We start from the raw sequence: 12,609 nt of genomic DNA, 5'->3' as shown, positions 1-12,609 counted from the left end.
CGCCGGGCCAGGTGAGCGGACCGGATGTGAACCACATCACAGGGGCCCTTGCGGACGGTGGCGGCCCGGAGTGAAGATCGCAGTCACCATCTCCGCTCCTGAGGAGGATCAGGTGCCCCCGGACAGCGATCTCCACGCCGAGGACATGCGGTCACAGCGGCGCAAGGCCGCGTTCGCCGGCGTCGTCGGCACCGCCATCGAGTGGTACGACTTCTTCCTGTACGGGACGGCCGCCGCGGTGGTCTTCCCGCAGGTCTTCTTCCCCCAGTCCAGCGAGTACGCCGGGACGCTCTCCTCCTTCGCGACCTACGCGGTGGGCTTCGCCGCCCGGCCCGTCGGAGCGGCGATCTTCGGGCACTGGGGCGACCGCATCGGCCGCAAGGCGACGCTCATCGTCACCCTCGCCCTGATGGGGGTGTCCAGCGCCCTGATCGGCGTGCTCCCCGGCACCGCGTCCATCGGCGTCGCGGCGCCGGTGCTGCTGGTGGTGCTGCGCGTCCTGCAGGGCATCGCGGTCGGCGGCGAGTGGAGCGGCTCGGTGCTGCTGTCCATGGAATGGGGCGACCAGAGGCGCCGCGGGCTGATGGCGAGCTGGCCGCAGACCGGCGTCCCGATCGGCCTCATCCTCGGAACGGGCATGATGTCCCTGCTGGCGACCACCGCCGGCGACGCCTTCGTCGAGTGGGGCTGGCGGGTGCCCTTCCTGGCGAGCATCCTGCTGGTCGCCGTCGGCCTGTGGGTGCGCCTGCGCGTCATGGAGACGCCGCTGTTCGCCCAGGTGATCGAGCGGCGCCAGGTGGCGCGGCTGCCGATCGCCGAGGTGCTGACCCGGCACCCCAAGGAGGTCGTGCTGAGCGCGCTCGCCCGGGCCTCCGAGCAGTTGCCGTTCTACATCTTCACCACCTTCGCGCTCACCTACGTCGTCAAGGAGGTCGGCCTGTCCAGCGGGTTCGCGCTGGCGGCGGTGACCTGCGCGGCGGCGCTGGAGCTGGCGGCCATCCCCGCCTTCGGCCACCTGAGCGACCGGGTCGGCCGGCGCAAGGTGTACGCGACGGGAGCGGTGGTGCTGGCTCTCGTGGCGTTCCCGTACTTCATGGCGCTCAACACGGCCATCCCGGTCGTGGTGTTCCTGACCATCATGATCGTGCAGATCCAGCACTCCATGGAGTACGGCCCGCAGGCGGCGATGATCGCCGAGAGCTTCCCGACCGGCCTGCGGTACGGCGGCGCCGGGCTGGGGTACCAGCTCTCCTCGCTCATCGCGGGAGGCCCGGCGCCGCTGGTGGCGACCTGGCTGCTGCACGACTTCGGCTGGCAGGCGATCGCGCTGTTCATGATCGCGGGGGCGGTCGTCGGATTCACCGCGACTCTGCTGCTGCCCGACCGCTCGAAGGTCGACATCGCCGACCACGCCGCCTACTGACGGCCCGCCGGTGCGTCAGTCGACCTCGGCGCTGCCGCTGACCCGCAGCTTGCGGCGGGCCCGCTCGTAGAAGGTGGTGGTGCCGAGGCGGACCACGCGGCCCGCGCAGCGCACCGCCGTCACGGTGAGGCGGTCACCGGGCGACAGCCGCGCGCCGACCGAGCCGTCCACCTCGACGGCGAGCTGCCCGCTGGAGGGCAGCAGGTCCAGGGTGACCTCCTCGTCGGCCGACAGCACCAGGGCCCGGTTGAAGGAGGAGTGGGCCGCGGCCGGGACCACGAGGAACCCCTCGACCAGCGGCGAGACCAGCGGGCCGCCGGCGGAGAAGTTGTAGGCCGTCGAACCGGTCGAGGTGGCCACGATGACGGCGTCGGAGGCGTACCGGACGAAGGGCTGGCCCCCCACCGAGATCGACACCGCCGACAGCCCCTCGCCGGGGATGCGCACCAGGGCGATGTCGTTGAACGCGGTGACCGTCTCGCCGTCGGGCATGGACGCCCGGACGGCCATGCGCGGCTCGACGGTGAAGCGGTGGTTGTCGATGGCCGACAGCGCCGGCGGCAGCTCCTCGACGTCGATCTCGGCGAGGAAGCCCAGCTTGCCCAGGTTGACGCCGAGGACCGGGGTGATGCGCTCGGAGGCCAGCCGCATGGTGCGCAGCATCGTGCCGTCGCCGCCCAGGCTCACCAGCAGGTCGGCGCGCTCGACGAGCGTGGCGGCGTCGACCCGCACGGCACTGCAGTCGATGCGGCCCACCTCGTCGGGCAGGCCGAGCACGGTGACGCTCCTGGTGCGGGCCCACTCGATGATGGTGTCGATGGCCTCCTTCGAGTCCCGCTGCGGGTGCAGCACCAGCCCTACGGTCTTGACCATGCCCATGCAGGCAACTGTACGGCCGCCCGCCTCCTGCGGACGCCGGTGTCCCCGCCATGGTGGCCCGCCGGCCGCGGCCTTCGCGGGCCGCGTGGCGACCGGGACGACGCACGACGACGGATCACGACGCACGACGACGCGGGACGACACCGCGCCGGGCGCGGGAGGCGGCCCGGGTGATTGTGTAGTCGACACTATCCGCCATCGCCTAATTAAGTGGTGCTGACACCAGTTTGGCGGCCGATGTGGCGTCGTTCCGGGCCGATGACGCGCTGATCGACGTGGTAAACCGAGGGCGGGCCGGAAACCGCGCTAACTTAGCCCCAAGAGCCGGCCAATGCGCCGCCCTGTTCCACACGTGGGAGGCGGCGGAAATCGGGTATATTCTTGAGGGGTCAAACTATGCCCTGTGAAAGGAGTGGAAGATGGCGACACAGATCCAGACGCTTCTCATCGACGACCTGGAAGGTGGCGAAGCAAAAGAGACGGTGTCCTTCGCGATTGACGGCACCAGCTACGAGATCGATCTGAACGACAAAAACGCCAGGAATCTCCGCGAGGCTCTTTCGCCTTTCGTGTCCAGCGCGCGCCGGGCTGAGAGCGCTCCCGCCCGGGGGCGCAAGCGTGGCGGCTCTCAGCGTCCCTCTCGCGACAAAAGCTCCGAGATCCGCGCTTGGGCCAAGGCGCATGGCCTGAACGTCAGCGAGCGGGGCCGCATCGCCTCGCACATCGTGGCACAGTACGAACAGGCTCAGTGATTGATTAAGCCGTCCCGCCCGGTTTAGTCGCCCGGCGAGCATGTGATCCGCCGTGCGGGTCGCCGCACGCGGACCGCGTTTGCGGCCGCCGTGCTCGCAGCGGGCAGAGGCCGTCCCAGTGGGGAGGACGGCCCCGCCCGGCCTCCGCCGTCCTCGTGGACGACGGGGTTGACCTGCGGATCCGCGGCGCTGGTCGGTGCGCGTCCAGGGGCGGCCCCGTCGAGCGTGCTCGGGTCGCCATTCGCGGAAGGGTAGTGCTGGCTTCAGTCACTTTGTCACATTGAGCACTATTCCTTACCATCGTTACGTGTTAGCCGTGCCGCCGCCCGGCTCTGGAGGAGTCCCCGGAAACAATGGGCAGGCAGCACGCCGCCGGCAAGGCGGCTTTCCACCCGTAACCGACGCTTAACAGGTGCGAGAGGTCGCGGGATCGCCGCGCGACAACCGCCGTGTGCGCCTTGCCGTGCCCGGGCGCCGGGTATGCCGGCCCTCGGCCATGTCAATCCGAACCGATCCGGCCGGGACATGACGACTTGACGCATCCGCCTTACCGACGTCACCATCTTGCGATAGCGTCTGCCGTCACGCCGCTCTCACCCGCCTACTCCGCGGCCGGCCCGAACCTGCCGGGAGGGTCCTGTCCGACCGCATGCCGTCTCACCGGCCGTAATGGGAATGCTCGCCGCGGCCGGGGCGATTGCCCGGGCATTTTCCGGCGCGGAGCCTATCGCGGCGGCCCGGCGGGCGTCCGCTGTCCGCTTCCGGACATTCGCCGCCGTCCCGTGCCCAATCCGCCGCGTTACATGCGATCGCGATATGCAATGCCTCCGGCGAGCCTATTGACCGGTCGTCGTGCCGGTGAATGCCCGCCGATCCTTAGCGGCCCCGCGTACCCGCGTATGGCGGTTTGTCGTACCTTTCCGCTCCTATAAGTCATAGGAGCATGGCCTCCGCGCCCCTGGACCGCCCGCCGGACGCGCTGAACGAGGGCATGGTGACCAAGGGCGTGGTGACCGAGGGCCGCCCGCACGCGGGGCCATGACGCGATCAGCGGGTCGTCAACTCCTCCTCAAGTGCCGCCGGCGCCGAGGTAGCGCCCGGTGCGAGCGGGTAGCCATGGGAGCAGTTGTCCATCAAGGGGGAGAGGGCAATGAAACGTGCGGTTCTGGGGGCGGTGTCGCTCGGCGGCATCGGCCTGGGCGTGATGCGATGGCGCTCCTCGCGCCGGAGCAAGGCCAGGACGCGGCGGGAGGCCGCCCGCTGGCTGATGGTCACCATCAACCGCCGGCCGGAGGAGGTGCTGGCGGAGGGCCGGCTCCCCGAGCCGCTGGCGAGGTTGGGCGACACCGTGGAGGTGCGGGTGCGCGAGGCGCCCGGAGGCCGCGGCACCGAACTCGGCGCCCGCCCGCTCGCGGGGGTGCCCACCGGCGCCACGCAGGTGCTCGCCCGGCTTGGCGGCGAGGATCCGCGCCAGGCGGTGCGAAGGGCGCTGCGGGAGTCCAAGTGCCTGATGGAGACGGGGGAGGTGCTGCTGCCGGACGCGCCGCCGAGCACGCGGCCCACTCCCGCCGGGAAGATCCTGGATCTTGCCGTGCAGCGCGCGGGCGGGGAGGGGCGGCTGTGAAGGCACTGTGCTGGCAGGGCGTGAACGAGCTGTCGGTGGAGCGCGTCCCCGACCCCAGGATCCTCAACGCCCAGGACGCCATCGTCAAGGTCGGCCTCACCACGACCTGCGGTTCCGACCTGCATCTGCTGGGCGGCTACATCCCGGCCATGCGGGCGGGCGACGTGATCGGGCACGAGTTCCTCGGCGAGGTCGTCGAGGTCGGTACCGGGGTGCGCCGGCACAAGGCCGGCGACCGGGTCGTGGTGTGTTCGATCATCGGCTGCGGCCGCTGCTGGAACTGCGAGAACGGCCTGTGGTCGGCCTGCGACAACTCCAACCCCGATCCCGGTCTGACCGACATGCTGTGGGGGCAGCCGTCCGCGGGCATCTACGGCTACTCCCACGCCACCGGCGGGTTCAAGGGCAGCCACGCCCAGTACGTCCGCGTCCCCTTCGCCGACCACGGCGCCTTCGCCGTGCCCGACGGCGTGAGCGACATGGACGCCCTGTTCTGCTCGGACGCGGCGCCCACGGGCTGGATGGGCGCCGACCTCGGCGGGGTCAAGCCCGGCGACGTGGTCGCGGTGTGGGGCTGCGGCGCCGTCGGCCAGATGGCGGCCCGCGCGGCGATGCTCCTGGGCGCCGAGCGGGTGATCGCCATCGACCGCCACCCCGAGCGCATGACCATGACCGAGCGCCACGTGGGCGCCGAGACCCTGGACTACACCCGCACCGACGTGGTCGCCGAGCTCAAGGAGCGCTCTGGCGGCAGGGGCCCGGACGTCTGCATCGAGGCCGTCGGGCTGGAGGCCGACAGCGCCGGGCCGACACGCCTGTACGACCGGGTGAAGCAGCGGGCGGGCCTCACGCTGGACCGTCCGGCCGCGGTGCGCGAGGCCATCTACGCCTGCCGCAAGGGCGGCTCGGTGTTCGTGCTCGGCGTCTTCGCGGGGCTGGTCGACAAGTTCCCGCTCGGCGCGATGATGAACAAGGGCCTGACCGTCAGGGGCGCCCAGCAGCACGGGCAGCGCTACATCCCGAGACTGCTCGACATGGTGAGCAACGGCGAGCTGCGCACGGCCCACATGGCGACCCACACCATGCCGCTGGAGCACGGGCCGCACGGCTACGACCTGTTCAAGAACAAGAAGGACGGGTGCGTGCGCGCGGTCTTCCGCCCCTGGGCTTAGTGCGGTGACCGCATGCCTCCACGGCCGCCGCCCGGTCAGCCGGCGGGCGGGGGTAGCAGGCGGCGGGTGGCCGCGAGCTCGGCCTGCAACGCCCGCACCTGGTGTTCCAGCTCCAGGATCCGGCGGATCGCGACCAGGGTCATGCCCTCGCCGGACAGCTCGGCCACGTACTGCACGCGGGTGATGTCGGCGCGCGAGTAGCGGCGCTGGCCGCCGGAGGAGCGCTGGGGGCGGACGACCTCGAACTCGTCCAGGCGGCGCAGGAAGGACTGCTGGACCTCGAGCATGTCGGCCACCTGCCCCAAGGAGTACAACGGCGCGTGGTGGTCGTCGATGGGAAGCCGGGTCATGGGCGCCTCCAGGCGCGTCGGGCCGGCGCCGCTCGCGCGGTGCCGGCCCATCGTCTCTCGGGGGTGGCGGATCAGGCGCGGATCGCCTTGGCGTCGTCGCTGCGCTGGATCTCGACCTTCCGCGGCCTCGCGCGCTCCAGGACGGGGATGCGGACCTGCAGCACGCCATTGTGGTAGGCGGCGTCCACGGCTTCGCTGTCGAGGTGCTCGGACAGGTACACGCGGCGGGTGAAGGTGCCCATCGGGCGCTCGCGGACGAACGGGCGGTCGTCCTCGGACAGCTCCTCCGCGCGGCCGGCGCTCACGCTCAGCACGCCGCGGTCGACGGTCACCTCGATGGAGTCGGGGTCGATGCCGGGAAGGTCGAAGCGGAGCAGCACGTCGTCCTTGCGGCGGATGCCGTCGAGGGGCATGACTGCGCGGGCGCTTCCCTCCCCCCAGCCGAGGCTGCCGCGGGTCAGGCGGTCGAACTGGCGCTCAACCTCCTGAACGAAGGGATCGATCGACGTCAACAGCATCTCCGGAACCTCCTCTGAATATCTGCGTCGAGGAAACCTCTGACTTGATTCGTAGGTTAGCTCGATCCCCGGATGGATGCAAGCGGCCCGGGCCGGGCGTCCGTCGTGCGGACCGCCCCTGTCAGAGGGCGCCGTCTCTGGCGGGTCCGCTGAGTCCGTGCTGGACGGGTGCCCTGTTCGCGGCGTGCGCGGGCGAGCCGAAGGTCCCGTCGAGCTGGGGACCTTCGCCGCTGACAGCTCTTCCCGGCCGGCGGGACGATCGATATCAGGGCGCTGGACAGGGGAGGCAACCATGGTCGTGAATGTCGGCGACGTCATGGGCAGGGTCGCCATCGCGGTGAGGCTGGACACCTGCTTCGCCGACCTGGTGGAGACGATGCGCCGCTTCAAGGTCGGCGCCGTGGCCGTCGTCGACTCCGGCCGCCGGCCGGTCGGAGTGGTGTCGGCGGACGACCTGCTGCTGCGGGAGATCGGCGCCGAGCGCGTCGAAGCGGTCATCGAGGGCCGCGGGCCGGACCGTGGGCACACGATGGCCGCGGGGGGCAAGGGGAGCAAGGGGGGCAAAGGGGGCAAGGGGGGTACGGCCGCCCAGGTGATGAGCAGTCCCGCGATCACCGTGACCGAGGTGACGCCGGTCCGGGAGGCGGCCCGCCTCATGCACGAGCACCGGATCAGGCAGCTTCCCGTCGTGGACCGCGTCACCGGCAAGATCGTCGGCACCGTGCACCAGGCCGACCTGCTCAAGATCTTCGTCCGGCCGCCCGCGGAGGTGCTCGACGACGTCGAGGAGGCCGTGCGCGGGGCCGGCGTCGAGCCGCGGACCCTGTCGATCCTCGTCGAGCACGGGCTGGTCGCGCTCACCGGGACGGTCCCGAGGCGCTCGCAGATCCCGCTGGTGGTGGAGTCCGTGCACGCGGTGGACGGCGTGATCGAGGTCGACGACCGGCTCGGCTTCGCCACCGACGACCTGATCACCGTGCCGCCGCTGTATCTGTGAGCCCACTCCGCCGCCCCGGGGAGGGCGCGCGCCGGTCCGGTGGTGCCTCGTGTGAGGGTGGTAGGCGAGGGGGAGGTGCGCCATGGCGGGACAGATCGTGGTCGGCGTCGACGGTTCCCACTCCGCGGCGGCCGCGGTGGAATGGGCGGCGGACGACGCGGTGCGCAGAGGAGCCCGGTTGCGCGTCGTGCACGTGCGCGAGCCCTGGTCGATGGACTACCCCTACCGGTCCGCGCCGTGGCTGCCCGACGCGCTGACGGCGTACTGGCGGGCCGTGCTGGCGGCCACCGTCGACTGGGTGCGCGGCTACGCGCCCGGCCTGCAGGTGAGCGCGACCCTGCTCACCGGCGCCGCCGCCGAGCGGCTGTGCACCGAGGCCGAGGACGCCGACGAGCTGATCCTGGGCGGCGGCGGGCCCGGCGGCTTCGTGGGGGCGGTGCTCGGCTCGGTGGGCCGCGATGTCGCCTGGCACGCCATGGCGCCGGTGGTCGTGGTCAACCGCTCGCCCGGGCGGCGTCATGGCGAGATCGTCGTCGGCTACGACGGGTCCCCGGTGTCGGAGGCCGCCATGGAGTACGCGCTCGGCGAGGCCGCCCGGCGGTGCGCGCGCGTATGCGTGCTCTACGCCTGGAGCGCGCCGCCGATCTCCCCGTACGCGACCGCCTGCGCCGGCGGCCTCGCCGAGGCGATGGGTGAGGTGACGCGGGAGGTGCGGCTGCGGCTGGCGATGTGGCGGGAGCGGTGCCCGGGGGTCACCGCCCGGTTGCGCGCCATGCGCGGGCATCCGGTCACGGCGCTGTCGGACGCCTCCCGGCGGGCCGATTTGGTGGTCGTGGGCTCCGGCGCGCACGGCGACGCCACGGGCGCGGGCTTCGGCGGCTCGGCGGGCTACTCGGTCGGCTACGAGGTGCTGCGGCACGCCCGCTGCCCGGTCGCCGTGGTCCATCCCCGGGAGACGGCCGGATCGCGGCCGGGCGGAGGCGTCATTAATCGGTAAATATGTCGAATATCCCTTTTATCCGGATTCGCGGAGCGGTCGCGATGGGGACACTCCTGGTATGGCGGACGTCCCACCGCGCTCCCTCATGCCGCACACGCGGCTGGACGAGGTGCTGTCGGAGCTGCGGGCCCGGCTGGAAACCGTGCTCGCCACCCGTGACCGGGTCCACGCGCTGCTGGACGCGGTCGTCTCCGTGGGCGGCGACCTGGATCTGCAGACCGTCCTGCGTCGCATCGTCGAGACGGCCACCACCCTGGTGGACGCCACCTACGGCGCCCTCGGCGTGATCGGCGAGGAGAACACCCTGGTGCAGTTCATCCCGGTCGGGCTGAGCGAGGAGGAGATCGCCCGCGTCGAGCACTGGCCGCACGGACTGGGCCTGCTCGGCCTGCTGATCAAGGAGCCGCGCACGCTCCGGCTGCACCGCATCGCCGAGCACCCCGAGTCCTCCGGCTTCCCGCCCGGCCACCCGCCCATGGGCGGTTTCCTCGGCGTGCCGATCAGGGTGCGCGAGAAGGTCTTCGGCAACCTCTACCTGACCGAGAAGCGCGGGGGAGGCGACTTCGGGGAGGACGACGAGGCGATCGTGGTCGCCCTCGCCGCCGCGGCGGGCGTCGCCATCGAGAACGCCCGCCTGTACGAGGAGACCCGCGGCCGCGAGATCTGGCTCCAGGCGTCCTCGGAGGTCACCACCCGCCTGCTGTCGGGGGCCGGCTCGGCCGAGGTGCTCGCGCTGGTGGCCCGGCGGGCGCGCGAGATGTCCGGCGCCGACGTCGCGGTGGTGCTGCTGCCCTGCGCCGGCGGGGAACGGCTGCGCGTCACCGTCGCCGACGGCGTGCCTGCCGGGCGGGTCAGCCCCGCGGAGGTCGCGGTCGCCGACTCGCTGCCGGGCCGCGCCTACACCTCCGGCGAACCGGTCGTCGTCGCCGATTCGGCGGAGACGGCGATCCCCGCCCTGGTGTGCGAGCGCTCGCGCGCGGGGCCGGCCGTCGCCGTGCCGCTGGGCGCCGCCGGCGCGGTGCGCGGGGTGCTGTCGCTCGGCCGGCGCCCCGGCCGTCCGCCCTTCGGCGGGCCCCATGTGCGCATGTTGCACTCCTTCGCCGGGCAGGCGTCGCTCGCCCTGGAACTGGCCGAGGCCCGCGCGGACGCCGAGCGGCTGCTGCTGCTGGAGGACCGCGACCGAATCGCCAAGGACCTGCACGACGTGGTCATCCAGCGGCTGTTCGGGGTGGCCATGACGCTGATGGGCGCGATGCGCCTGCTCGACCGGCCCGAGGCCCGCACGAGGGTGCGGCACGCCATCGACGAACTGGACGGCACCATCCGGCGCATCCGCTCGGCCATCTTCGCCCTCCAGAGCCCTCCCGCCCCCGGCGCCTCCCCGCCGGGCGCGCGCATGGCCTGGCGCCACGCCACCCCGTCCCAGGCGGCCCCGGCCGCCCGTGACCTGCCGGACGGCGGGGGCGGGGTCAGTCGCGGCGGCCGGCCTTGAGCTGCGCCGCGAGCGCCGCCGCCTGCGTGCGCCGCTGCATGTCCAGCTTGGCCAGCAGGTTGGAGACGTAGTTCTTGACCGTCTTCTCGGCCAGGAACAGCCGCTCGCCGATCTGCCGGTTGGTCAGCCCCTCCCCGATGAGCTCCAGGATGTGACGCTCCTGGCCGGTGAGCGCCGCCAGCGGGCTCTTCCTGGCGGCCTGCTCGCGCAGGCGGCGCAGCATCGACGCGGTGCTCTCCGGATCCAGCAGCGACTGGCCGGCCGCCACCGTCCGCACCGCGCCGACCAGGTCGGACCCGTGGATCTGCTTGAGCACGTAACCGGCCGCGCCCGCCATGACGGCGTCGAACAGGGCGTCGTCGTCGGCGAAGGAGGTCAGCATCAGGCAGGCCAGCCCGGGCGTCCTCGCGCGCACCTCGCGGCAGACCTCCACGCCGTTGCCGTCGGGCAGCCGCACATCCAGCACCGCCACGTCCGGCCTGAGCGCCGGGATGCGCGCCACGGCCTGCTCGGCCGTGCCGGCCTCTCCGACGATCTCCATGTCGCCCTCGGCCGACAGCAGGGCGGCGACCCCCCGGCGGACCACTTCATGATCGTCCAGCAGGAACACGCGAATCATAAGGCGACCCCAGTGACCTCTCCCGCGCGCGGCCCGGAGTACCGCGTCCGGGCCCGGCCCGTGTCCCCGCGGGCCGGGCCCGGAGCGCCCGGCGCTAGTCGGCCTTCTCCACCGGCACGCGCTTGCTCTGCTGCCTCTCCTCCGCCAGCGGGATGTCCACCTCCAGGATGCCGTCGTGGTAGACGGCCTTGACGTCCTGCTCCCCGGCGTTGGCCGGCAGCGGGACCGACCGGCTGAACTCCCCGTACCGGAACTCCGTGCGGTGCGGCTCGGACCGCTCCTCCTTGCGCTCGCCGTGGATGGTCAGCATCCCGTTGGACACCACCACCTCGACGTCCTGCTCGGGGTCGATGCCGGGCAGCTCGGCGCGCACGATGTAGTGGCCGTCCCGCACGGTGTCCTCGAACCGGACCATCTGGCCCGCGGTGTAGGGGCGGCCGCCTCCGGTGAAGGGCGCCTCCAGCCAGTCCAGCAGGTCGGGTACCAGGCCCCTGGACGTGCTTCGCGTCTGCATGGACATGAGAACCTCCCTGGATAGTTCGCGGGACCATCAGTTCCATCCGACTCCCCGGAGCGCGCCGGGGTCACGGTCGTAGGTCCCGAATGCGCGTGACGTTCGCCTCGCGCGTGCCGGACGGCCGACGCGCCGCCCCTTCGCCCCGCGTCGCGGACCGTCACGCTCCAGCCCGTGGTGGCGCTCACACGCGCCGGGACTGCCCCGCCATCTGGGCGACGTCCTCGGCGGCGTCCTCGGTCAGCTTGGCCGACAGGTCCGCCAGAGCGCGCCCCACGGCCAGCTCGTCGCCGATCTCCGGGACGGGCCGGTCGACCGGGTTGCGCCGGGCGTACCCGACTCCCTCGCGCCGCATACCGGCGCGGTTCATCAGGACGGCCCGCGCGACGGTGCGGTCGTCGTTGTCGTCCTCGGTTATGTAGATCTCCACTGTCCACTGTTTGACCTGCATGGGGGCCTCCTTCCAGTGTCCTACCTCCACCATCTCTCACCCGCCCGCGCGCCGGGACGCCGCCCCGGGCGTGTCCGGCCGCCTCCGCGTGGGTGTCCTCACTACAATCCCCCGGGGGCGAGTTCGGGGGATGTGGGAAGGCTTCATGCTGCACGGCATCGATGTGTCCAACTGGCAGGGCGCCGTCAACTGGGCGGGGCACGCCGGCGACGGCGTCGACTTCGGATTCGCCAAGGCGACCGAGGGCACCGGCTTCACCGACAAGTGGTTCGCCCGCAACTGGGCGGCCATGCGGGAGAACTGGCTGGTCTGCGGCGCCTACCACTTCGCCCACCCGAAGGGCGACGCCGAGGACCAGGTGCGCCACTTCCTGGACGTGGTCGACGCGGCGGGCGGCCTGCGGCGCGGCGACCTGATCGCCCTGGACCTGGAGCACTCCGGGCACCTGCCGCCCCAGAGGGTGGCCGCCTTCGCCCGGCGCTGGTGCCACGTGGTGAACATCGTCACCGGGGTGCGGCCGCTCATCTACACCTTCCTGTCCTTCGCCAAGAAGGGCTACTGCGCGGGTCTTGAGGACTACCCTCTGTGGATCGCCGCGCCCAGTCATCCCAAGGGCCACCCCGTCGTGCCGCCGCCGTGGGACCGCTGGGCGATCCACCAGTACGCGCACGGCCCGATCGACCGCAACGTCTTCCGCGGCACCCGCGCGCAGCTCACCGCGCTCGGCCTGCAACCGGCCGAGGACCGCCGCAGCAAGGCGTAGGGAGCGCGATAACGCCGACCGGTTTCCCGGTAGCATCGGGCACGACAAGCGGAGT

14 protein-coding genes are annotated in these 12,609 nt (G+C 72.1%); 8 read left to right on the top strand and 6 right to left on the bottom strand.

From position 1 onward, the window contains the following. Positions 1-70: 70 nt before the first annotated feature. Positions 71-1,423 (top strand): MFS transporter, encoded by a 1,353-nt coding sequence (locus tag ACWEN6_RS34065; protein ID WP_452576056.1) that lies wholly within the window; start codon positions 71-73, stop codon positions 1,421-1,423. Between the two features lie 15 nt (positions 1,424-1,438). On the opposite strand, the gene ACWEN6_RS34060 is transcribed toward ACWEN6_RS34065, so the two are convergent. Beyond that, entirely contained in the window at positions 1,439-2,302 is an 864-nt protein-coding gene (locus tag ACWEN6_RS34060) for an NAD(+)/NADH kinase (protein WP_452576054.1), read from the bottom strand. Positions 2,303-2,721: 419 nt separating this feature from the next. On the opposite strand from ACWEN6_RS34060, the gene ACWEN6_RS34055 reads away from it, so the two are divergent. The 3 genes from ACWEN6_RS34055 to ACWEN6_RS34045 all read left to right on the top strand — a co-directional run bounded on the left by ACWEN6_RS34055 (position 2,722) and on the right by ACWEN6_RS34045 (position 5,850). Beyond that, on the top strand, positions 2,722-3,054 hold the full coding sequence (locus ACWEN6_RS34055; protein ID WP_354847746.1) for a histone-like nucleoid-structuring protein Lsr2: 333 nt from the start codon (positions 2,722-2,724) through the stop codon (positions 3,052-3,054). A 1,150-nt stretch (positions 3,055-4,204) separates the two neighbouring features. Beyond that, entirely contained in the window at positions 4,205-4,678 is a 474-nt protein-coding gene (locus ACWEN6_RS34050) for a hypothetical protein (protein WP_452576052.1), read from the top strand. Next, entirely contained in the window at positions 4,675-5,850 is a 1,176-nt protein-coding gene (locus ACWEN6_RS34045) for a zinc-dependent alcohol dehydrogenase (protein ID WP_452576050.1), read from the top strand. Before ACWEN6_RS34050 ends, ACWEN6_RS34045 begins: the two co-directional genes overlap by 4 nt. Positions 5,851-5,885: 35 nt before the next feature. On the opposite strand, the gene ACWEN6_RS34040 is transcribed toward ACWEN6_RS34045, so the two are convergent. Together ACWEN6_RS34040 and ACWEN6_RS34035 are read right to left on the bottom strand one after the other, a co-directional pair. Beyond that, positions 5,886-6,200 (bottom strand): MerR family transcriptional regulator, encoded by a 315-nt coding sequence (locus ACWEN6_RS34040; RefSeq protein WP_452576048.1) that lies wholly within the window; start codon positions 6,198-6,200, stop codon positions 5,886-5,888. Between the two features lie 71 nt (positions 6,201-6,271). Beyond that, positions 6,272-6,718 carry an Hsp20/alpha crystallin family protein gene (locus ACWEN6_RS34035; RefSeq protein WP_452576046.1) on the bottom strand — a complete coding sequence of 149 codons (447 nt, stop codon included), beginning with the start codon at positions 6,716-6,718 and terminating at the stop codon, positions 6,272-6,274. Between the two features lie 292 nt (positions 6,719-7,010). On the opposite strand from ACWEN6_RS34035, the gene ACWEN6_RS34030 reads away from it, so the two are divergent. From ACWEN6_RS34030 to ACWEN6_RS34020, 3 genes are all read left to right on the top strand, one after another. Beyond that, complete coding sequence (locus tag ACWEN6_RS34030) at positions 7,011-7,715, top strand: CBS domain-containing protein (protein WP_452576044.1); 705 nt, start codon at positions 7,011-7,013, stop codon at positions 7,713-7,715. 82 nt (positions 7,716-7,797) lie between these two features. Beyond that, entirely contained in the window at positions 7,798-8,712 is a 915-nt protein-coding gene (locus ACWEN6_RS34025) for a universal stress protein (protein ID WP_452576042.1), read from the top strand. Positions 8,713-8,773: 61 nt separating this feature from the next. Continuing rightward, complete coding sequence (locus tag ACWEN6_RS34020) at positions 8,774-10,207, top strand: GAF domain-containing protein (protein ID WP_452576040.1); 1,434 nt, start codon at positions 8,774-8,776, stop codon at positions 10,205-10,207. On the opposite strand, the gene ACWEN6_RS34015 is transcribed toward ACWEN6_RS34020, so the two are convergent. The 3 genes from ACWEN6_RS34015 to ACWEN6_RS34005 form a co-directional block, all read right to left on the bottom strand. Next, positions 10,185-10,826, bottom strand: a complete 642-nt coding sequence (locus ACWEN6_RS34015; RefSeq protein ID WP_354847764.1) for a response regulator transcription factor — start codon at positions 10,824-10,826, stop codon at positions 10,185-10,187. The genes ACWEN6_RS34020 and ACWEN6_RS34015 overlap by 23 nt on opposite strands. Positions 10,827-10,920: 94 nt before the next feature. Then, positions 10,921-11,346 (bottom strand): Hsp20/alpha crystallin family protein, encoded by a 426-nt coding sequence (locus ACWEN6_RS34010; protein ID WP_380831763.1) that lies wholly within the window; start codon positions 11,344-11,346, stop codon positions 10,921-10,923. Between the two features lie 178 nt (positions 11,347-11,524). Next, complete coding sequence (locus tag ACWEN6_RS34005; protein WP_354923706.1) at positions 11,525-11,791, bottom strand: DUF1876 domain-containing protein; 267 nt, start codon at positions 11,789-11,791, stop codon at positions 11,525-11,527. Between the two features lie 145 nt (positions 11,792-11,936). Here ACWEN6_RS34005 and ACWEN6_RS34000 point away from each other — a divergent pair, with 145 nt between their 5' ends. Further along, entirely contained in the window at positions 11,937-12,554 is a 618-nt protein-coding gene (locus tag ACWEN6_RS34000; protein WP_354847773.1) for a glycoside hydrolase family 25 protein, read from the top strand. Positions 12,555-12,609: the final 55 nt, after the last annotated feature.

Source organism: Sphaerisporangium sp. NPDC004334 (genome assembly GCF_053602655.1).
The sequence above is the reverse complement of the archived record's forward strand: the minus strand, read 5'-3'. Positions and strand labels throughout refer to the sequence as shown.